The sequence below is a fragment of the Streptomyces sp. NPDC030296 genome, from assembly GCF_055572815.1.
Map to the genome: position 1 here is coordinate 688,267 of NZ_JBVICQ010000002.1, position 21,017 is coordinate 709,283.

At 72.1% G+C, this 21,017-nt stretch carries 12 protein-coding genes, 1 other RNA gene and 1 pseudogene; 4 read left to right on the forward strand and 10 right to left on the reverse strand.

Features of this window, described 5'->3' with window-relative positions; translation table 11 throughout:
• Window positions 1-62 precede the first annotated feature (62 nt).
• The 5 genes and pseudogenes from ACZ4Z3_RS06995 to ACZ4Z3_RS07015 form a co-directional block, all read right to left on the reverse strand.
• Window positions 63-6,830: a DUF3320 domain-containing protein gene (locus ACZ4Z3_RS06995; protein ID WP_468500029.1), complete on the reverse strand. Its 6,768-nt coding sequence runs from the start codon at window positions 6,828-6,830 to the stop codon at window positions 63-65.
• 370 nt (window positions 6,831-7,200) lie between these two features.
• An RNA gene (gene rnpB / locus ACZ4Z3_RS07000) (RNase P RNA component class A) lies at window positions 7,201-7,615 on the reverse strand.
• 178 nt (window positions 7,616-7,793) lie between these two features.
• Window positions 7,794-8,573: pseudogene (locus ACZ4Z3_RS07005) on the reverse strand (DMT family transporter); the annotation flags it as partial.
• A gap of 101 nt (window positions 8,574-8,674) precedes the next feature.
• A complete protein-coding gene (locus ACZ4Z3_RS07010; RefSeq protein ID WP_468500030.1) occupies window positions 8,675-9,595 on the reverse strand; it encodes a helix-turn-helix domain-containing protein in 921 nt (306 codons plus the stop codon).
• A 233-nt stretch (window positions 9,596-9,828) separates the two neighbouring features.
• A complete protein-coding gene (locus ACZ4Z3_RS07015) occupies window positions 9,829-11,340 on the reverse strand; it encodes an RNB domain-containing ribonuclease (protein ID WP_468500031.1) in 1,512 nt (503 codons plus the stop codon).
• Between the two features lie 461 nt (window positions 11,341-11,801).
• Here ACZ4Z3_RS07015 and yaaA point away from each other — a divergent pair, with 461 nt between their 5' ends.
• Together yaaA and ACZ4Z3_RS07025 are read left to right on the forward strand one after the other, a co-directional pair.
• Window positions 11,802-12,584 (forward strand): peroxide stress protein YaaA, encoded by a 783-nt coding sequence (yaaA, locus tag ACZ4Z3_RS07020; RefSeq protein WP_468500032.1) that lies wholly within the window; start codon window positions 11,802-11,804, stop codon window positions 12,582-12,584.
• Between the two features lie 86 nt (window positions 12,585-12,670).
• Window positions 12,671-13,318 (forward strand): bifunctional 4-hydroxy-2-oxoglutarate aldolase/2-dehydro-3-deoxy-phosphogluconate aldolase, encoded by a 648-nt coding sequence (locus tag ACZ4Z3_RS07025; RefSeq protein ID WP_468500033.1) that lies wholly within the window; start codon window positions 12,671-12,673, stop codon window positions 13,316-13,318.
• 18 nt (window positions 13,319-13,336) lie between these two features.
• Here ACZ4Z3_RS07025 and ACZ4Z3_RS07030 read toward each other — a convergent pair whose 3' ends face one another.
• Genes ACZ4Z3_RS07030 through ACZ4Z3_RS07040 form a run of 3 tightly spaced genes read right to left on the reverse strand, consistent with a single transcriptional unit; the run spans window position 13,337 to window position 16,537 of the window.
• Window positions 13,337-14,875, reverse strand: coding sequence for a bifunctional RNase H/acid phosphatase (locus ACZ4Z3_RS07030; protein ID WP_468500034.1), 1,539 nt, complete (start codon window positions 14,873-14,875; stop codon window positions 13,337-13,339).
• Window positions 14,876-14,921: 46 nt separating this feature from the next.
• Complete coding sequence (locus ACZ4Z3_RS07035; protein ID WP_468500221.1) at window positions 14,922-15,665, reverse strand: zinc ribbon domain-containing protein; 744 nt, start codon at window positions 15,663-15,665, stop codon at window positions 14,922-14,924.
• Entirely contained in the window at window positions 15,662-16,537 is an 876-nt protein-coding gene (locus ACZ4Z3_RS07040; RefSeq protein WP_468500035.1) for a Nif3-like dinuclear metal center hexameric protein, read from the reverse strand. Before ACZ4Z3_RS07040 ends, ACZ4Z3_RS07035 begins: the two co-directional genes overlap by 4 nt.
• Window positions 16,538-16,948: 411 nt before the next feature.
• Here ACZ4Z3_RS07040 and ACZ4Z3_RS07045 point away from each other — a divergent pair, with 411 nt between their 5' ends.
• Both ACZ4Z3_RS07045 and ACZ4Z3_RS07050 read left to right on the forward strand, forming a co-directional pair.
• Complete coding sequence (locus tag ACZ4Z3_RS07045) at window positions 16,949-18,373, forward strand: hypothetical protein (protein WP_468500036.1); 1,425 nt, start codon at window positions 16,949-16,951, stop codon at window positions 18,371-18,373.
• Between the two features lie 143 nt (window positions 18,374-18,516).
• Window positions 18,517-18,678: a hypothetical protein gene (locus ACZ4Z3_RS07050; protein ID WP_181362161.1), complete on the forward strand. Its 162-nt coding sequence runs from the start codon at window positions 18,517-18,519 to the stop codon at window positions 18,676-18,678.
• Between the two features lie 156 nt (window positions 18,679-18,834).
• Here ACZ4Z3_RS07050 and ACZ4Z3_RS07055 read toward each other — a convergent pair whose 3' ends face one another.
• Window positions 18,835-19,785: a 3-oxoacyl-ACP reductase gene (locus tag ACZ4Z3_RS07055; RefSeq protein ID WP_468500037.1), complete on the reverse strand. Its 951-nt coding sequence runs from the start codon at window positions 19,783-19,785 to the stop codon at window positions 18,835-18,837.
• A 128-nt stretch (window positions 19,786-19,913) separates the two neighbouring features.
• Complete coding sequence (locus ACZ4Z3_RS07060; protein ID WP_468500038.1) at window positions 19,914-20,990, reverse strand: Zn-dependent alcohol dehydrogenase; 1,077 nt, start codon at window positions 20,988-20,990, stop codon at window positions 19,914-19,916.
• Between the last annotated feature and the right edge of the window lie 27 nt (window positions 20,991-21,017).

Consider the following 21,017-nt stretch of genomic DNA (forward strand, 5'->3'; position numbering starts at 1 on the left):
GGGTGGAGCGGAAGCCCGTCGGGCCGCGTTGACGATGTGGTTCAGGGTACCCGGCGGAACAATCAAGAACCCTGCGCGGGCATCAGGCCGCCGTCCGACTCGACCATGTGACCCGCGGCGATCAGCGCGTCGATGTCACCCGTCAGCGCATCCCGGATATCGGCCCCGAGCCGCGCCCAGCCGAAGAAGCGAGCGGTCTCCCGCAGCAGGTCCTCGCGGTGCACCCCCGGTCCTTCGTCGACCACGTTCCGGAGCACGAGTTGCCGCTCCGCCGCAGGAACCTCCGCCACTCGTCGAGCGCACCGCTCCGTGGGCGTGCGGGCGAACTCCGTCTCGTGTCCTGGCCTGTCGTAGGCCGTACCGACGTGGACGATCTTGCCCTGCTTGAGCAGACGGCGAAGAGCCCGGTCGATGCGGTCACGGACCACCTGGCCGGCTCGCCCGAGGCCCCACGCGAGACGGACGCGGGTGTAGATCACTTCCTTCTCCACCGGCCCTTCCACCTCGACCACGCACAGCGCCACGTCCGCCACCACGTCGAGGGCACCGGGGTCCTGCAATTCAACTCCCCACATACCCCGCTGGTTGCTCGACCTGTCACGTACCTCTGCCAACAGGTCAGGGTCGACCTCCTGGTACGGACGGCTCCAAGGTGCAGGACCGGCGTCGACAGTCACGAACTCCACTCGGGGGGCCGCCGGACCATCAGCTACTTCCACGGCTTCTCCGCCCACCGCGCTCAGCGGACCGTCCACGGCCACCGCCGTACTGTCACCGCTGCCCCGGTCGCCGGCGCTGCCGTCCGCCCTCGCGGGAGGCGCCACGCGCACCGCATGCGGATCCTCGGCGCACGCCCCCTCCACCGCGGCCCGCAGCCGCGCCATCGCATCCCGCCGGTTCCGATACCAGTCCGTACCCCAGATGCGGTGCAGCCTCCAACCCAGGTCGCGCAGGACCGCTTCCCTGAGCCGGTCACGGTCCCGAGCCGCCCGGGAGGAGTGGTACATGGCGCCGTCGCACTCGATACCCAGCGCGTACGTGCCGGACGCGCCGGGGTGCCGTACCGCCATGTCGATACGGAAACCGGCGACCCCGACCTGCGGCTGGACCTCGTACCCCCAGCCGCGCAGGACGTCGATGACCTCTTCTTCGAAGGGGCTCTCGGGAGCCGCTTCCGGGTCGGGCGCCTCGGTCTGGAGGATCGCAGGACCGTGCTGGGCGTACTGCAGGTATCGCTTGAGATGCTGCACGCTCTTGTTGGCGCTGTCCGGCAGATCGCCTCCGTGGAAGGAGGCGATGACTTCCATGCGGCGCCGGGCCCGGGTCACGGCCACGTTGAGGCGTCGCCAGCCGCCCTCCCGGTTGATGGGGCCGAACGTCGACAGCAGCTTGCCGCGGTGGTCGGGGCCGTAGCCGATGGAGAGGATGATGACGTCGCGTTCGTCGCCCTGGACGGTTTCGAGGTTCTTGATGAAGAAGCCGTCGAGTCGGCCTTCCGTGAAGTGGTGGTCCAGATCCGGGCGGGCGGCCCTCGCCTTCTGCACCGCCTCCTCGATCGCCTCCGCCTGGGACTTCGACAGCGCGACCACTCCGAGGGTGTGCTCGGGTCGGGTGTCGAAGTGGTGGATGACGCGCTGGGCCACCTTGGCGGCCTCGAGCGGGTTGTCACTGCTCCCGCCGCGGTCGTAGACGCCGTCCGCCTTGATGAACTCCACTCCGATGTCCGGTCCCTGTTCCAGCGCACCCGGGAACGTGACCATGGAGTTGTCGTAGAAGTCGTGGTTGCTGAAAGCGATCAGGTTCTCGTGCCGGCTGCGGTAGTGCCAGCGCAGGGGAAGCCCGCGCAGGACTCCGCTGGCCTTGCACATGTCGAGGATGGATTCGAAGCCGTCGGTGGCGTCCTCGTCCCACTCGTCGCCGTCGTCGCTGTCACCGGCCGCGGCGAAGAACGACGTCGGCGGCAGCTGCTTCTGGTCACCCGCCACGATGAGGGCCTTGCCCCGGTAGACGGAGTTCACCGCGTCCTGGGGCAGCACTTGGGACGCCTCGTCGAAGACCACTACATCGAACTGGAAGTCGGGGGGGAGGAACTGGCTGACCGTCAGCGGGCTCATCATGAAGCAGGGCTTGACCAGCCGTACGACGTCGCGGGTCTGCTGCAGCAGGTGCCGTACAGGCATGTGGCGGCGTTGTTTCTCGGCCTCGCGGCGGATCACGGCGGCTTGGCCCACCGATGTCCGGCGAGGCCGGCGGGCGTTGCACGCGGCGATGACCTCGGCGTGTGCCGCCGCCACCAGGTCCTGGTCCGCCTTCCGGAAGCGCTCCACCAACTGGTCGCGTTCCACGGCCCGCATCGGCTTCAGCCTCTGGTCGGTGGTCAGCTGGTGCTCGACCCACGCGGTGAGCACCGCGCGTTCCATGGCGGCGGGGAAGTCCTCCGCGGAGACCTCGCGGCGTGCGAGCTGATCGGGCAGCCCCTCAAGGTGGTAGCCGCGCAGCAGGGTCAGTGCGTCGGCGCAACTGGTCCACGCTTCCGGACCGAAGGGGTCGCGGTCGAGGCGCGACAGGAGGGACTGGGCCGTGCTGAGGGACTCGGCGAGCTCACGTCGCAGCTCCTCAGCGCGTCCGGGTTCGAAGTACCCGGCGAGTGCCTCGCGCTGTCTGCGCCAGTCACCGGCACGGTCAGCGACGGACGGGTCGGCAGACGCGGTCAGCATCAGCCTGGCCGCCGCCCGTGGCAGGGGCGCGGAGTGGCCGCCGTGTGCGGTACGACGGACCTTCTGGGCCCAGTCCAGGGCATCCAGGATCGCCTCGCGATCCGTCTCGGTGCCCTGGTAGAGGGAGCCGAGAAGGCTTCGGTACGTGGCGTCGTTCTCCGCGAAGGAAGACTCGGCGGCGCGAGCGGAGACGACGGCGGCCACCGCCTCCCTGGCCCGGGACAGGGTGAGACCTGGCGCCTCGTCCATGACCCGGGCGGCTGAGCGGATGAGGTCGGCCGCGTCCTCGAAGGGCTCCACGTGCGCGCGAAGCCAGCTCACCGCTCGATCGAGGGGGCGGGCGGCCAGCGCTGTGCCGACCGTCGCGACATGGGGCTGACCCGTGTACTCCTGCCAGAGGTCCAGGTCGCGGCGGATCTGTTCGGTCTGTGTGAGGAGGTCGCGCGGTTGGGGCCGGCCGTCGGCCAGGACCTCGAGGAGGCTCGTCCGGCGCGCTGGGTCCGTGAGCGTGTCGGATGCGAGGCGGGCGATCAACTGGGCGGAGTCCAGAGCGCTCTGCAGTGCCTCGGTGTGGAGGCCCCCTTCCGGGCCGTACCGGCCCAGAAACTCGCGCTGCGGCTCCGTGGCGTATGGGCCCGGTTGCTGTCGTGTCAGGGCGAGGCCTCGTCGCAGAAGCCGCCCCATGGCCTCATAGCCGGTCACACCGTTGGGCGCGGCCTCGTGCAGGTCGTCGGGCTGTGTGTCGAGACCCCGGTACCAGGGGCCGAGAAGGCTGAGGTCGGTTACGGCCTGAGCGTCGAACGCGGCGGTCTCCTTCTGTGCCGCGTGCGCAGCTGCGACCGCCGTACGCGCGGAGGCAAGCGTGTGCGCGGAACCGGGGCCGTGGTCCCGGCGACCGACCGACGCCACGGTGGTCAACAACGCCTCGGCCTGTAGCAGCGGGGCGAGATGAGCGCGCAGCCAGCGAGCGTCGTCACCGAGCGGCTGCTTCGTGAGGTCGGCCGCATGCGGTGCCAGCGACGGACTGCTCAACTCCCTTCGCCACGCGTCGAGATAGCTGCGCAGCACCTTGCCCTGCTCGACGAGTGCGGGCTGGGGTTCCCGGCCGTCGGCCAGATGAGTGGCCAGCAGACTCCGGCGGTAGGGGTCGGCAAGTGTTTCCGGTGCAAGGGTGTGGATCGCTTCGGCGTGCGCGAGAGCCTTGCGCAGTGCCGGTACGTCGGGCAACGCCGTGCCCCGGTAGCGGCCGATCAGCTCGGCATGGGTCGTGGCCAGCGACCTCAGCTTCCGGTACGCGGAGCACCAGGCGTCGGCGAGAGGCAGCTTGTCGTGCAGCTCGCCGCGCCACGATCCACCGTGCGTCAGCCGGGCCACGAGCTTCCGGTCGGCCCGGATGCCGCTGGACAGCATGCCGGCGAGTCCCTGGCGGCCCTCCAGGAGCCGGTGAACCGCTGCGGGCAGTTCGGGTGTCGAGACGACTTCGGGCAGGAAGGTGTCGCGCGCCGCCTCCTCCGCGGCAGCCAGGTCGTCGGCAGCCGCGGAGATCTCCGCGATGGCTGCCCGGACGCCAGTGAGTGCCCGAGGGTCCAGCCATCCTTCGAGCGCGCGGTCCGGGGCTGTGGCCAACTCCGCGAGTGTCGCCAGGTCCTCTGCTTGGGACGTCGCCTTCGGCCGATCGCACCCGAGGCGCTCGGCCACCAAGTCGGCGTGCTCGGCGGCCCTCTCCAGGGTGTCGGCCAGTGTGCCGAACCGCTCGGCGAGCCCCGCGGCCTCGCGGCCGGTCAGCGACGCGATGTCGGCTCCCGGCGGATCCAGTGCGGCGAGCGCCTGCTCATTGGGCGGTCGTTCCGCGCTCAGTTCCGGACGCAGTTCGGCCCACCCCGGGCCCGCGTGGTCCGTCGCGAGGGCGTGTGCGGAGAGTACCTGGTCGCGTCGAGCGAAGAAGTCGCTCAACGCGTCGGCAACGCCCCGGACAACCGCCTCTTCCGCACGCGCTGGGCCATCAGGATCCAACCACTGCTCGAGAGGACGGTGTTCGGTACCGGCCACGGCGATCACGTCACACAGGTGACGTGCTTCCTCGGGGGTACTGGGGTGTGCGAGCCCGGAAAGCTGGCTGATTCGGGTAAGGCCCTGCAGAGCCCGCTCCAGCACATCAGCGGTCGCATCGAACTCCCGGGCGAGCTGTCGTGCTCGCTCCTCAGTGAGTGCGGTGAGGTCGAGGCCTCTCGGCGCCATCGTGGGCAGCGCCCTCTCGGCGTCGCCCAGTTCAGCCGTCAGCCTGGTGGACAGCTCCTGCCACCGTTCGCCCACCGCCGCTCGGACGACTGCTCTCGTACGTTGCGCCTGGCGAAGTTCCGTCAGAAAAGCGTCGACCTGGTCATCCACCTCATCGGCGAAGGCATCGGTGGTCAGCCACGCTTCCGGGACTGGACTCCGCACGTCGAGCAGTCGTAGGAGCAGGATCAGACGATCGATTCCGCACTGATCTGTGAGGGGTACTCCGTCGGGGGCGAGATCCCGGTACCGTCCGGCCGCCGTCGCGAGCGCATCGCGCGCCGCCTGGGCCTGCTCCAGCACGGGGCGGGGATGCGACAGACCGGCCCGCAGGTCACGCCAGGGGAACGATGGGTCGGCGACAGCCTCCCAGGCTTCGGAGATGGCTTTCGTCGCCTCGACGATCAGGCGCAGATCCTCGCCGCTGAGCATCTCGACGTGAAACGTCGCCTTTTCCGTGGTGCGGGGGTCGTCGCCACGGCTCAGGTAGGCGACTGGTGCCTCGGACAGTCGGCCGACCCGACCGATCACGTCATGCAGGGTCCGTCCCAGCGGTTCTCGGACTTCGTTCATCGCGTCGGCATATGCACTGAGCGCGAGGCGCAGTTCCCTGGCCTGGGCCAGGGTCTGCTGTGACAGTTGCGGTGCTCGCGGTTCCTCGGCTAGCGCCCGTCCAAGCTCTTGGGCCACTGCTTTGCGGCTGGTGTTGTGGCTGTGGAGGGCAAGCGCATACGAGTCGAGTCCGACGGACTTGAGCCGGTCACGAACGACGTCGAGGGCCGCCGCCTTCTCACTGACGAACAGGACGCTGCGGCCCGCGTGCATCAGACCAGCAATCATGTTTGTGATCGTCTGGCTCTTGCCGGTACCAGGTGGGCCATCCAGGACGAACGATTTCCCGGCAACAGCCGCGGCCACGGCCTGGCGCTGTGAGGCGTCGGCATCGAGCACCAGCGGGCTGTCCTCGGGCGGGCTGAGCTCGTCTATCCGGTCGAGCTCGATTTCCTCGAAGTCGAAGCGGTCGGATGCGAGACCGGATCCGGGGCCCAGAGCCATCGCCCGTACGAGGTCACTGCCGAGGACGCGGCCTTCGTTGTCCAGCAGGTCCTGGTACATCGACTCCTTGTGGGAGGCGAAGAGTGCGAGTACCACGCGGTCAGAGATCTGCCATCCCGTCTTGCCCGCTACGGCGCGAGCCGCGGCGGAGAGCACCGCCTGCAGGTCAGTGGGGTCCTGTTCACCGACCGGCGTCCAGTCGATCCTGAATTGCTCCAGCTTCACCCTCAGGGCCGGGTTGAGGCGTGGTTCTTCGTCATCGCTCGCCCGCAGGCGGATCTTGCCGTTGCGCGCTCGCTCGATGACCACCGGCATCAGGATCAGGGGCGCGTCGCTGCCGGTCTCTGCCCCGTCGTCCCGCCACCGGAGCATGCCGACGCCAAGGTTGAGGGTCCACAGACCGTAGTCGTTGAAGACCTGCGTCGCTTTGGCGCGAAGGCTGTTCAGCGAGCGCTGGAGGGAGGGGCCGGTGGTCTTCTGGGTGATGATTCCGTCGGGGCGGTCGCCCTTCTTCGTGAGGACCACATCGCCGGATGAGGGGCGCTCATCGTCCTCCGGTTCCTCTTCCGGGAGAGGCGCGAAGTCCCAGCCGCGTCCCAGGCCTTCGATGAGCTGCTGCGCGGACGGAGTCGAGATCTCAAGTGTCGCCGACTTGGTGTGGCGAAAATTGAGCAGCCGGTTGCGGCCGCTCAGGTCCACCAGAGAGGTGCGCCAACTCTCGAGCATCGCCTTGAGGCGATCGAGATCCTGGCTGCCCCCGAAGTCACCCGAGTTCGTCACGCTGGTCCCTGATGTTGTCGCTTCTGGGCCGACGGAGCACCGGCATCGACGGCAGTCCCCGCTGCCATCAACACGAAGCGCGGCCACAGACGTCCGGACTGTCCTGGTGGCCGCACAAGTCCCGCTGATCCCCCTGGGTGCGGAATTCTACGGTCAGTTCATCAATGCGTGAAGCGTTGACTACGGAACGGTTTTCCCAGTGGTCACAGGGGAGGGAGTGCGGGCTCGACGGTCCTCCGTCCAAACGCGGGCGTCTCATGGGGTCCCTTGCACGGCGTTTGCACCCGTCAGCTCACCTGGCGTGTTCCGAGGAAGTCGCGGACGGCTTCGTCGCGGCCGCGCAGCCCTCCGTCCAAGCCGCAGGTGGTGGCAGACGAGTCGGGCTGTACGCCGGGTTCTGTTCCCGGGGTTCCTCGCGGAGCCCCGGGCGACGGCCATCCATCTAGGGCCGGTGTTGCCACCGGCCTCGTGCGGTCTACCCGCGGACTCGGGCGGGCAGCCCTCGAACGTCCGCGCAGGAGCCCTTCCCAATCCCTGGTGGGACTCCCTCTTGACCTTGCTCCGGGTGGGGTTTACCTAGCTGCCCAGGTCACCCTGGGCACTGGTGGTCTCTTACACCACCGTTTCACCCTTACCGAGGACCGAGGTCCCCGGCGGTCTGTTTTCTGTGGCACTGTCCCGCGGGTCACCCCGGGTGGCCGTTAGCCACCACCCTGCCCTGTGGAGCCCGGACGTTCCTCGGGAAGCCCCCTAGGGGGACTCCACGCGGCCGTCCGCCCGGCTCGTCTGCCGTGTCGACCATGCTACCCGGCGGCTGGGGCGCTCCGGTCCCGCCGACGTCTGCTGCGTCGGCTGCGACGGCACCCGATCCGTCCGCTTCCGACCCGGCCCCGACGACGCCGTCGCCAGGAACGAGCCCGCCAGGATCAGGGCGAACGCCGCCAGCACCGTCCCCGTCAGGCGCTCGTCCAGGAACAGCGCGCCCGCCGCCACCGCCACCGCCGGGTTGACGTACGTGAAGACCGTCGCCCTCGTCGGGCCGACCTCGCGGATCAGTTCCAGGAAGACGACGAACGCGAGCGCCGTGCAGATCACTCCCAGGCCCGCCAGGGAGGCCAGGACCGAGGGTGAGGGCATGGTCGTCGGCCAGGTCAGGGCCGCCGCCGGGGCGTAGACGATCGCCGACAGGAGCAGCACCGGGGCGATCAGCTGCAGCGTCGGGACCTGCTTCAGGTGGCGGGCCATGATCAGCGGTGCCGTCGCGTAGCCGATCACCGTGACCGCCACCTCCGCCAGCGAGCGGGCGTCGCCCCCGGTCAGGTGCGGGACCGTGAGGACCCCCACTCCGGCCAGGCCGAGGATCAGTCCCGTCAGCCGCCGCGCGCCCAGGTGTTCCGTGTCGCCGAAGAAACGCGTCAGGAGCACGGCCACGATCGGTACGCCCGCGATCAGCAGGCCGGCCGTGGAGCTGGAGAGGTGGCGTTCCGCGTCGGTCAGGGTCCACCAGGGGCCGATCACCTCGATCACCGCGAAGGCCAGCATGGGGCGCCAGTGGGTTCGTACGGTCGCGGCCAGTCCGCCCTGGCGGATCGCGAAGGGGAGCAGGAGTGCCGCGCCCAGGGCGCAGCGGACGAACACCACCATCGACGGGGACACGCCGTCCACCGCCACTTTGATCATCAGGTAGGGGATGCCCCAAAGGACTCCCATCAGAGAGAAGAGGAACCAGCCGCGTGCAGTCATGGGATGAGTGTCCGGCCGGTGGGGGCCCGGGTCTTGAACGTTGTTGCAGGGGGAGGGCGGCAGGCTGCCCCTTCGGACTGAACCGGGCCGCCCCTTCCGGCTTACTGCCGTACGCCCGCCCGGTACGCCGCCGGGGTCACCCCCAGGACCCGTCCGAACCAGCGGGTCATGTGGGCCTGGTCGGCGAAGCCCACCTGGCCGGCGACCTCCGCCGGGCGACCGCCGAGTTCCAGGAGGGCGCGGGCCCGGCTCACCCGGTACTGGGCCAGCCAGGCGTACGGGGGCATGCCCATCGTCGTACGGAAGGCGCGCAGCAGCTGGTAGCGGGAGAGGCCCAGGTCGGCGGCCAGGTCGGCGAGGGAGGGCGGGGCCTGGAGTTCGTCGGCCAGGCGGTCGCGTACGGCGAGGGCGATGGTGCCGGCGCCGGGGACCGTGTCGGAGGTGGGGCGGGCCGTGGAGTGGCGGCGGGCCAGGGCCGTGAGCAGCCAGGGGACGCGGGACTCCGCCTCCAGCGGGTCGGGGCAGGTGCTCAGCTCGGTGTGGGCGGTGCGCAGGGCCGCGGCGAGTTCGGGGTCGTGCAGGAGGGGCTCCCGGAAGTGCGGGGTGCCGCCGAGGATGCCGTCGGTGAGGAGGGTGGGGGCCGGGTAGAGGGCACGGTAGGCGTAGGTGCCGTACGCCGACTCGCCGGTGTGGACCTCCCCGGGGGCCAGTACGACGATCGAGCCCTCCCCCACGGTGAGGGCGCCGCCCCGGTAGTCGATGCACGAGGCGCCGAGCACGCAGATGCCCACGCTGAACTCCTCGTGGGTGTGCGGGGCGTAGCGGTGGCGGTCGAAGCGGGCGGTCAGCAGGTCGAGGGGGCGGTCGGGACCACCGAGGGTCGCCCGTGTCCACCGGGTTTGTGGTGCCTGCTGCGGCCGCCGCCGTGCTTGCTGAGCCTGCTGAGCCTGCTGGTCTAGCTGGGCCTGCTTTATCTGCTGCGTCGGCCGTACCTGCTGTGTCTGCTGTTCGGTGCCGTCCACGTCCCGTGCCCCCTTCGACGGTCGTCCCGGAGGGTGCAACGCGCGAGTGGCTCGATTCCCTTCCCCGGCGGCCGCGGTGAGCGGTGACCCAGGTCCGTCACCAGGCCTCGCGGTCCTCGCCCTCCCCTTCTAAATCGGCCGACGCAAGGGGGTCCGGCTCGTACGGTTCCACGCGGACGACGCCGATCGGCTCGTGGGCGAGATCGACCGACTCCGCGGGGCCCAGGGGGACTTCACGCCGGTACGAAGCGGACCTTCGCCACTCCCGGCTCCGCCTGTGTGAGCCGTACGCGCAGCCGTTCCCCCAGCGGGAGCGGCTCGCCGTCCCGGCCGTCGACGCGGCCGATGACCGCCGGGGACTCCAACTGGACGATCCCCCTGGCCGGTCCGCCCTTCCCGGTCCGCTCCTCCTCCACGTCCACCACGCAGCCGTCGAAGACCTCGCCGACCCTGTCCCTGAGCAACGCGGCCTCCACGAGGTCCACGCACTCGCGCTCCACGCGGCCCGCCAGGCGGCTGCCGCCGGCCATCTCGTCCGGGAGGGTGTCGAGGGCGGCCAGGACCCACTCGGGGGCCGGGGTCCCGGCGGCCGCGGCGAGGCAGAGTTCCGCGGTGTAGCGGTCGACGAGGCGGCGGAGCGGGGCGGTGCAGTGGGCGTAGGGCGCGGCGACTACGGAGTGCGTGGTGATGTCGGGGAGGGCGCCGTCACGGAAGACCGTGTAGCGGGCGCCACGCAGCAGGGTCGTGCACTCCTGGAGGAACGCGGCGTGGCGGGGGTCGTGCGGGTCGAGGGCGCGGACCAGGCTCGCGTACGAGACGTGGTGCGGCCAGTCGATGTGCAGCGCCGTCGCGGTCCGGCGGAGTCGGCCGACGGCGCCGTCCGGCGCGGCGGGCAGCGTGCGCAGGATCCCGGTGCCGCCGCCGAGCATCAGCTCCGCGGCGGCCATGCCGGTGAGCAGGGAGATCTGGGCGTTCCAGGCGTCGGCGGGGAGGGGCACCCGGTAGGCGAGTTCGAGTGCGTGCGCCCCCGGGGCTTCGTGGCCGTCATGGCCGCCGAGGTCGTCCCGTTCGACGATCTCCTGTTCGGGGACGTGGAGGGAGATGCCGCCGCGTTCCACTTCGAGGCGCTCCCGGAGGTGTCCGATCTCCTTGAGGAGGGCGAGGGGTTCCTCGGCGGTGCCCGCGTCGATCTCCTTCTGCACGGACGCGTAGTCGAGCTTGGCGCGGCTGCGGACGAGGGCGCGGCGCACGTCGACGCTCTCGGTACGGCCGTCCGCGTCGAGGTCCAGCGTCCACAGCACCGCCGGGCGGGTGTGGTCCGGGAGGAGACTGGCGGCGCCCTCGGAGAGGCAGGCGGGGTGGAGGGGGACCTTGCCGTCGGGGAAGTACAGGGTCGTCACCCGGCGGTGGGCCTCCGCGTCGAGCGCGGTGCCGGGGGTGACGAACGCGGCGACGTCGGCGATGGCGTACCGGACCCGGTAGCACCGGCCGCCGGCCGCGCCCGGGCGGCGGGACAGGTGCATCGCCTGGTCGAGGTCGGTGGAGGTGGGCGGATCGATGGTGAAGAGGGGGATGTCCGTGGCGTCGTACGACGGAAGCCGGGGCGACTTCGCGGCGTGCTCCGCCTCGACGAGGACCTGGAGAGGGAAGACGTCGGGCACCCCGAGTTCACCGCGAAGCGCGCGCAGGGCCGCTCGCAGGGGGGCCTCGGGGGCGCCCAGGACGCGGAGCCGGCGGCGGGGCATGCGTCGAGCCTAGGCCGGGGCGAACGGGACGGCATGCCGACGGGAGCGTTGTGCGGGCCGACCGGGTCGCCCGGCCCGGCACGGGTGGTCGCCGTACCGACGGGTGCCTGGTGCGGCCGACCGGGTCGCCCGGCCCGGCACGGGTGGTCGCCGTACCGACGGGTGCCTGGTGCGGCCGACCGGGTCGCCCGGCCCGACACGGGTGGTCGGCATGCCGACGGGAGCGTTGTGCGGGCCGACCAGGCCGTCTGGCCCGACACGGGTAGTCGGTGCCGACGGGAGCCTCCTGCGGGCCAACCAGGTCGCCCGGCCCCACACGAGTGGTCGGCGTACCGACGGGAGCCTCCTGCGGGCCGACCGACCGGGTCGCCGGGTGGCCGGTGCGGGCGGGCCGACCGGGTCGTCGGGTGCCCGGTTCGCACCCCGTACGCTGTCGCGGAGCCCTATCCGAAGGAGTGCCCGTGCTCGTCCTGCTGCCCCCGTCCGAAGGAAAGGCCCCCTCAGCGGGCGGCGCCCCGCTGAAGCTGGAGTCCCTTTCCCTCCCGGCGCTCACCGAGGCGCGGGAGGCCGTGCTCGGTGACCTGGTCGAGTTGTGCGCGGGCGACGAGGACAAGGCCCGCGAGGTACTCGGTCTGAGCGAGGGGCTGCGCGGCGAGATCGCCAAGAACGCGGAGCTGCGGACGGCGGGGGCCCGCCCGGCCGGCCAGATCTACACCGGCGTGCTCTACGACGCCCTCGACCTGGCCTCCCTCGACACCGCCGCGAAGAAGCGGGCGGCGCGTTCGCTGCTGGTCTTCTCCGGGCTGTGGGGCGCCGTCCGCGTCACGGACCGCATCCCCTCGTACCGCTGCTCGATGGGCGTGAAGCTGCCCGGCGTGGGCGCGCTCGGCACGCACTGGCGTACGCCGATGGCGTCGGCCCTTCCCGAGGCGGCCGGCGACGGGCTCGTCCTCGATCTGCGGTCCTCGGCGTACGCCGCCGCGTGGAAGCCGAAGGGCGAGATCGCCGGGCGCACGGCGACGGTACGGGTGCTGCACGCGCCGACCCGGAAGGTGGTCAGCCACTTCAACAAGGCGACCAAGGGGCGCATCGTCCGCAGCCTGCTGTCGGCCGGCGCCGCACCCAAGGGCCCCGCGCAGCTGGTGGAGGCGCTGCGGGACCTCGGGTACGTGGTGGAGGTGGAGCCTCCGGCCGGGGCGGGAAAGGCGTGGACGCTGGACGTGCTGGTGACCGAGGTGCACTGACGGGACGCGGCCCATAGACACGGGGGCGCATTGCAGCATGCGCAACGGCCTTTGCGCATGCTGCAGGGGCCGGGCAGCATGAGCCCATGGCCTCTCCGTCGCCCGTCGGCCCCGTCTCGACGTCCTCCGTGCTCGACCTCGCCCCCGTCGTCCCGGTCGTCGTCATCGAGGACGCCTCCGACGCCGTGCCGCTCGCGCGGGCGTTGGTCGCCGGGGGGCTGCCGGCGATCGAGGTGACGTTGCGGACCCCCGCCGGGCTCGACGCGATCCGGGCGATCGCCGGGGCCGTGCCGGACGCGGTGGTCGGGGCGGGCACGGTCCTCACGCCGGAACAGGTGACGGCGGCGGTGCGGGCCGGGGCGCGGTTCCTGGTGAGTCCCGGCTGGACGGACGCCCTGCTGACGGCGATGCAGGCGTCCGGGGTGCCGTTCCTGCCGGGGGTGTCGACCGCGTCGGAGGTCGTGGCGCTGCTGGAGCGCGGCGTACGGGAGATGAAGTTCTTCCCGGCGCAGGCGGCGGGCGGTACGGCCTATCTGAAGTCGCTCGCGGGGCCGTTGCCGCGGGCCCGGTTCTGCCCGACCGGGGGGATCGGGCCGGACAACGCGCCCGAGTACCTCTCCCTCCCCAACGTCGGCTGTGTCGGCGGGACCTGGATGCTCCCGGCCGACGCGATCGCCGCCCGGGACTGGGGGCGCGTCGAGGCGCTGGCGCGCGGCGCGGCGGCCCTGCGGTGAGCGTACGGCCGTCGCCGCTCAGCGCAGATGTGACGTGTCGTTGAGCAGGCGGAGGGTGGCGTTGCCGTCGGCGTAGTACGCCAGGGCCGTCAGGGAGGCCGCCGACAGTTCCATGCGGAACAGGGACTCGGGGGGTGCGCCGAGGGCCAGGCGGACCAGGGTCTTGATCGGCGTGACATGGCTGACGAGCAGGACCGTACGGCCCCGGTGCGCCTCGGTCAGCCGGTCGCGGGTCGCTGCGACCCGGCGGGCGACGGCCTCGAAACTCTCCCCGCCGCCGGTGGGCTCCGCGTCCGCTGAGGCGAGCCAGGCGTTCATGTCGTCGGGGTACCGCTCCCGCACCTCGCCGAAGGTGAGCCCCTCCCACGCGCCGAAGTCCGTCTCCCGCAGCCCGTCGTCGAGGGTCACGCCCAGCCCGAGGCGGGCCGCGACGATCTCCGCCGTCTCCCGGCAGCGGGCGAGCGGCGACGACACGACCTCCTGGATGGTCCCCCTGGCGGCCAGCGCGGCGGCGACCCGTTCCGCCTGGTAGCGGCCGACGTCAGAGAGAGACGGGTCGGAACCGCCGCTCCCCGAGAACCGCTTCTGGGGCGTCAGGGGCGTCTCCCCGTGCCGGAGCAGCACGAAGGTCGCGGGGGTGCCGAGATCGGGGGCGGCGGAGGCCACGTTCTTCGCGGCGCGGATGTCGGCGCTCGCCGCGGTCCTCCGCACGCCAGGGGTACCGGCCTCGCGCCTCTCGGCGGCGGTCTCCCCGGCGGCGGATGCCCTAAGGACAGCATCGGGCTCGGCGGGGCGGGCCTCGCCGACGTCGGACTCACGGGCCGCGACGGCGCCCGGCTCATCGGCGCCCCGCTCATCGGCGTCGGGCACGGCGACGTCCGGCACGGCGGCGTCGGACTCATCGGAGTCGGACTCAGCGGCGTCGAGCCCGGCGGCGGCCGTACTCCTCGCCGCGCCGCCCCCGTTCCCGGTCCCGGCCCCTCCCCGCGCCCCCGCCAGCGCGGCCCTGGCCCTCGCCGCGCCCGCGGCGGCGTCCCCGGGCGGACCCGACGGCTCGGGGACGGCGGCGGACGAGGCCGCCCCCGCCCCCTGCCGGGTCGCACGGGTGTCGAGGTCCGCCGTGGACCTGGACGGCGACCACTGCTCGCCCCGCTTGCCCGCGTCCATCGCCTCGTTGGCGAGTCGGTCGGCGTGCTTGTTCTGGTCGCGCGGGATCCACTCGTAGGTGACCTGGCCGGGCGGGAAGACCCGCAGCGCCTCGGCGGCCAGCGGCTTCATGTCGGGGTGCTTGATCTTCCAGCGGCCCGACATCTGCTCGACGACGAGCTTGGAGTCCATACGGACGCGGACGGTGGCCGCCGGGTCCAGCGCGTACGCCGCCTTCAGGCCCGCGATGAGCCCCCGGTACTCGGCGACGTTGTTCGTGGCGACCCCGATGTACTCGGCGGCCTCCACCAGCGGCTCCCCCGTCGCCCCGTCGAGGACGACCGAACCGTAGCCCGCGGGCCCCGGGTTGCCCCGGGACCCCCCGTCGGCCTCGACGATGAACTCCCGCACCACATCAACCTCTTGGTCAGTCGACTGCGACCGCTCCCAGCCCCGGCTACAGCCCCGACTCCGAGGTGCGCACCAGGATGCGGCGGCAGTTCTCGCAGCGGACGACCGTGTCGGGCGCGGCCTTGCGGATCTCGCTCAGCTCGGTGATCGCCAGTTCCTGGCGGCACCCCTGGCAGGTGCGCTGGTACAGCTTGGCCGCGCCGATGCCGCCCTGCTGCTCCCGGAGCTTGTCGTAGAGCTTGAGGAGGTCGGCGGGGACGGACGCGGCGATGACCTCGCGCTCCTTGGTCACCGAGGCGGCCTCGCCGTCGAGCTCCTCGAAGGCCGCGTCCCGGCGGGCGGTCGCGTCGTCGATCTTGCCCTGGACGGCGCCGACCCGCTCGGTCAGCTCCGCGACCCGCTCCTGCGCGGACTCCCGGCGCTCCATGACCTCCAGGACGATGTCCTCCAGGTCGCCCTGCCGCTTGGCGAGGGAGGCGATCTCGCGCTGGAGGTTCTCCAGGTCCTTCGGGGAGCTGACCGCGCCCGAGTCCAGGCGCTGCTGGTCGCGGGTGGCGCGCTGGCGCACCTGGTCCACGTCCTGCTCGGCCTTGGTCTGCTCGCGGGCGGTGTCGCTCTCCTCGGTCTGCGCGGCGACGAGGAGGTCGCGCAGCTGGGTGAGGTCCTTCGTCAGCGACTCGATCTCGACGTGCTCGGGCAGCGACCTCCGCTTGTGCGCGAGCTGCTGGAGGCGTACGTCGAGGGCCTGGACGTCGAGGAGTCGGATCTGGTCGGCGGGCGCGGCGTTCAGTTGGGGGCTCCCAGGTTCTCGGTGGCGGTGGTGGACGCCGCGTGGGCGGTCCAGGGGTCGGTGACCGTCTTCGAGACGTGGACGCGCAGGTCCCATCCCTTCCGGTCGGAGATCTGGTCGAGCTGGGCGGCGGCCAGCTCGCACCAGGGCCATTCGGTGGCCCAGTGTGCCGCGTCGAGCAGCGCGAGGGGGGTGGCGGCGGCCTCCGTCGTGCGGGCTACCGCCTCGGAGGCGGGGTGGTGGCGCAGGTCCGCGGTGAGGAACGCGTCGACACCGGCCGCACGGACGTCGTCGAAGAGGCTGTCGCCGGAGCCGCCGCTGACGGCGACCGTGCGCACCAGCGCCTCCGGGTCACCGGCGACGCGGATGCCCTGCGCGGTGGCGGGCAGCCGCTCGGCGGCCCGCGTGGCCAGCTCCCGTACGGTCAGCGGGTGGTCCAGCTCGCAGACCCGGCCGAGACCGCGCCGCCCGGCGGGGTCGGAGGGGTCCGGCACGAGAGGCCGTACGACCCGCAGGTCCAGCGCCCCGGCAAGGGCGTCGCTGACCCCGGGGTCGGCGGTGTCCGCGTTGGTGTGGGCGACGTGCAGCGCGATGTCGTTCTTGATGAGGGTGTGTACGACGTGGCCCTTGAACGTGGAGGCCGCCACCGTCGTCGTCCCGCGCAGATACAGCGGATGGTGGGTGACCAGCAGGTCCGCCCCCAGCTTCACCGCCTCCTCGACGATCTCCCGCACGGGGTCGACCGCGAAGAGGACCCGGGTGACCTCCTGGTCGGGGTCGCCGCAGACCGTGCCGACCGCGTCCCACCCCTCGGCCCTGTCGGGCGGCCAGAGGGCGTCGAGCTCGGCGATGACTTCAGACAGACGGGGCACGCACAAAGGCTACCTGCACCACTGCCGTCCCCGACCGGCCACGGGTCACTTGACCAGCCGCCCCGCCCTCGGTCCACCGCGCCCCACTGCTCCCGCCCGTCTCTTCGACCCTCGCGCGTCCGTTCCTCGCGGTCCCCACCCGTCCGCCCTTCCGGCTCCTCGCCCTCCTTCCGGACCTCTCGGCGGCCTACGGCGACTCCCGCCCGGACCGACCCCGGCCACCGCCCTCGCGCCGCCCGCCACCCTCTCCCCGCGCCTCCCGTCCGCGCCCCTCGACCCGTCCGGCAGCACAAATCTCGCCGTTCCCTCAGGTGAATCGCGGGACGAGCACCCTTATGTGTGAAGGGGAAGCCCGGTTGTCCCACCTCTGTGCGCGCGAAAACTACCTTCATGGCCGGAGGTGATCGAACGATGACGGCCTGTGCATCCCCATCCCCCACGACGGGCCACGGGAACGAGGCGGGACAGGGGCACGACGACAGCGAGGAAGGCGCCCCCGGCGACGGGAAGCAGAAACGGTCCGCGTCACCGCCCGGCTGCGTGATCACCGCGGACGGGAGCTACGGGGCGCGCCTCGCCCTCGCCGGCGACGACTCGTGGTTCCCCGAGCGCTGGACCCTCGACGGCCCCGAGCCGTACGCCGTACCGCTGCCCGCCAACCAGCCCGAGGAACCCGGCACCGAGGTCCTCCCTCTGACCGACGGCCGTGTCCTCATCCACCGGCTGGCGGCCGAACGGCATCTGTTCTCGCTCCTCTACCCGACCGGACCGGGCACCGGCGAGCTTCTCCTCGGCGCCGTAGAGTGCGGTGACCCCACGACCGAGTTGCGGCTGCTGCCGCCCAGCCCGTGCGGGGAGTGGGCCTACGCCCTCGCCGTGGGCCGGAGCTCCACGGCGGTGTGGCTGGTGGCGGGCGGGGCGTTCGGGCCGGAGCGGGTGGCGGAGGTACCGGGGCGGTGCTCGGGCGGGGTCTGGCTGGACAGGGCGGGCCGACTGCTCGCCCTGGACCGGGAATCCGACGGCCGGACCAAGACGGTCGTGGTGGACCTGCGGGGCGGCGAGGTCTCACCCCTCCTCCAGATCGCGGACGACAGTGACGACCGGCTGCTGCTGGCAGACCCGGACAGCGGGCTGCTGCTGATCAGTTCGGACGCGCCCTCGCCCGGCCACGACCGGCTCGGCTGGGGCGTACTGGGCAGCACACTGCCGGTCCGCTTCCCCGAGTGCCTGCGGGTCCCCGACGACCACCGCATGACCCCCTTCGCCATCCAGCCGGGCCAGATCCTGACCCCGGAGAGCTGCGCGGTCGCGCTCCGCGTGGACGGCGCACGGGGCAGCTGGGTCGGCCTGTGGCGCCCGGCCTCCCGGCAGGTCCACCATCTGCCCGCCCCCGAGGGATGGTTGACGGGGGCCGGACTGTGGACCAGGGACGGAGTGCTGCAACTTCCGTACGCCACGCGGACGGTGCGGTGCGGGGTGGCACGGGTCGGGGTGCCTTGGGGGGACGAGCCGGACGTCTGCGAACCGCCGCACGGGGGGCCGGCGCATGAGGGTGCGCCGGGGGTGGTGCCGACGTGCGAGGGAGCGCCGCCGGGCGTACCGGATGAGGTGGACGTGCCCAGCGCATCCGGGGTGGACGCGCTGGGGGAGCCAGAAGCGCCGAGTGAATCCGAGGGGGCGGTGGCGCCGATGGGGGCGGCGGGCACCGTGGAACTCCCGCCCGAGCCCGAGCCCGAGGGTGCGGTGGCGGGCGGGCTCGCCGTCGCGGCACGGCCGGTGCCGTTGCAACAGGCGCCGCTGGACGGGCGGGTGAACGAGGAGGTGACCGTCGGGTGAGGTGCTCGTGCCGGGCCTGTGCGAGTTTCGGCCAACGCGTCACGAGGGAGGCCGACACGCCCTTGGGCGCCTTCGGATCGTGTGCCAAGGGCCGTTAAACTCACCCGCCTGTAAGAAGATCATGCCGACGGGGAACACTTTCCATGAGCGACGCGCACACCACTCAGCCGCCCACTGCCGACCCCCACGAGGCGGAAGGCCATGGCAGGCACCGGGGCCAGATCTCGGCCCACGACGCCGAGACGACGCCTCGCGGGCGTCACCGCAAGCCGGTCGAGCAGGCGGAGACCACGACGGCCGCCTGATACGGCGGACCTTCGATCTGAAGAAACGTCAATCCGACGTTGGACCGCACACCACCGCCACACCCGGCCCCGCCCCGTCACCCGAGGGGGCGGGGCTGTTGCGTGGGGCGGGGCGATGCGAGGCCGCTGTGCGGGGCGGGCGATGCGCGAGGTCGGTCAGTCGGTGCCGTCGCGCTTTCGGAGCGCCAAGACCTCCGTCGCCGCGAAGGTCTCCCCCTGGGGGCGGTCGGCGTAGTACGGGGTGAGGAGGCCGTCCAGTTCGTCGTAGGTGAACGCGTCCTGCTTGGTGTCGAACTGCGCCTGCACCCGCGGCCGTTCGACGATCGCGACCATGCCGCCGTGGACGACGAGGAGCTGTCCGTTGATGTGTCCGGCGGCGGGTGAGGCCAAGTAGCCTACGAGCGGGGCGACATGTTCCGGGGCGAGCGGGTCGGGGCCCTGCTCGGGGCGGGCGAGGCCGGCGAACACGTCCTCCGTCATCCGGGTCCTCGCCCGGGGACAGATCACGTTCGCCGTGACGCCGTACCGGGCGAGCGCCTGTGCCGAGGACGTGGTCAGGCCGACGATCCCGCCCTTGGCGGCCGCGTAGTTGGGCTGTCCGGCCGAGCCGGCGAGGAACGCCTCCGACGAGGTGTTCACGATCCGCCCGTACACCGGCGCACCGGCCGTCTTCGACCTCTGCCGCCAGTGCGCGGACGCGAAGCGGATGGTGTTGAAGTGGCCCTTGAGATGGACCCGGATCACCGAGTCCCACTCGTCCTCGGACATCGAGAAGACCATCCGGTCGCGCAGGATGCCCGCGTTGTTGACCAGGATGTCCAGCTTCCCGAACGCGCCGATCGCCGACTCGACGAGTTCGCGCGCCTGGTGGTGGTCGGAGACGTCACCGGTGTGGACGAGGGCGCGGCCGCCCGCGGCCCGTATCTCCGCCGCGACCTCCTCGGCGGGTCCGGTGGACGCGCCGCCGCTGCCGTCCCGGCCCGGCTGCCCGTAGTCGTTGACGACGACGGCCGCGCCGAGCCGGGCCAGCTCCAGCGCCTCGGCCCGGCCGAGACCCCGTCCCGCGCCGGTGACGATCGCCGACAGTCCCTCCAGTGGCAATGACATGGGCATCCTCGAAGTCGTCGGAGTCCGTCGGGCTCGGCGGCACCGGCACGGCGGCAGGGTCCCCCGAGCCACGTGGGCCACCCGGGCGCCACCCGTGCTGCCCGAGCTGCCCGGAGCGCCCTGTGGCGTCAGATCTCTATGCAGGTCCGCAGCGCGGCCCCCGTGCGCATCTGGTCCAGTGCCTCGTTGATGTCGGCGAGCGGCACCCGGTGGGTGATGAGGCCCTCCAGGTCGATACGGCCGGCCCGCCACAGGGCGATGGCCCGCTCGTAGGAGCGCAGGACGTCGCCGCCGCCGTACATGGACGGCAGGATGCGCTTCTCGTCGAAGAACAGCTCGAACATGCTGAGCTGGAGGAAGTCGTCCATGGCGCCCGCGCCGACGACGACGAGGGTGCCGCCGCGCCGGGTGTTCTCGTACGCGGTGCGGGCGGTGGCCGAGCGGCCGACGACCTCGAAGACGTAGTCGAAGCCCTCGCCGCCGGTGACGGACTGCTTGGCGTCGGCCAGTTCCTCCGGGGAGACCGCCTTGGTGGCGCCGAACCTCAGGGCGGCCTCGCGGCGTGCGGCCACCGGGTCGACGGCGACGATCTCGGCGGCGCCCTTGAGCCGGGCGCCCTGGATCGCCGAGATGCCGACACCGCCGCAGCCGATGACGGCGACCGACGCACCGGCCTCCACGTCGGCGGTGTTGAGGGCCGCGCCCAGCCCGGTGGTGACACCGCAGCCGATGAGGGCGGCGACGTCGAACGGCACGTCGTCGGGCATGGGCACGGCGCACCCGGCGTCGACGACGACCTCCTCGGCGAACGTGCCGGTGCCCGCGAAGCCGAAGACGTCACCGGAGGGCCGCTTGAAGTTGGGGGTGCCGGCGTTGAGGAACCCGGCGAGGCACAGCTGGGTCTGGCCTCGCTTGCAGGCGGGACAGCTGCCGCAGGCCGGCAGCCAGCAGACGACGACCCGGTCGCCGGGCTTCAGGCCGCTCACGCCCTCCCCGACCTCGACGATCTCGCCGGCGCCCTCGTGTCCGGGGACGAACGGGCCCGGCTGCGGCAGCACCCCGGCCATCGCGGACAGGTCCGAGTGGCACAGCCCCGTGGCCCGCACCCGGATCTTCACCTTGCCCGGCCCGAAGCCCGCGGCCTCGACGTCGTCGAGCACCTCCAGCTTGTCCTGGCCGATCTCGTGCAGTACGGCTGCGCGCATGGTGCGGCTCCCCTCAGGAGTACCTGC

What these genes read in the sequence shown, in the direction of transcription:
- ACZ4Z3_RS07015 (WP_468500031.1), bottom strand. Translation starts at nt 11,340, where the DNA reads ATGCCCCGCCGCCGGCTCCGCGTCCTGGGCGCCCCCGAGGCCCCCCTG.
- ACZ4Z3_RS07045 (WP_468500036.1), top strand. Translation starts at nt 16,949, where the DNA reads ATGACGGCCTGTGCATCCCCATCCCCCACGACGGGCCACGGGAACGAG.
- ACZ4Z3_RS07055 (WP_468500037.1), bottom strand. Translation starts at nt 19,785, where the DNA reads ATGTCATTGCCACTGGAGGGACTGTCGGCGATCGTCACCGGCGCGGGA.
- ACZ4Z3_RS07060 (WP_468500038.1), bottom strand. Translation starts at nt 20,990, where the DNA reads ATGCGCGCAGCCGTACTGCACGAGATCGGCCAGGACAAGCTGGAGGTG.
- ACZ4Z3_RS07050 (WP_181362161.1), top strand. Translation starts at nt 18,517, where the DNA reads ATGAGCGACGCGCACACCACTCAGCCGCCCACTGCCGACCCCCACGAG.
- ACZ4Z3_RS07025 (WP_468500033.1), top strand. Translation starts at nt 12,671, where the DNA reads ATGGCCTCTCCGTCGCCCGTCGGCCCCGTCTCGACGTCCTCCGTGCTC.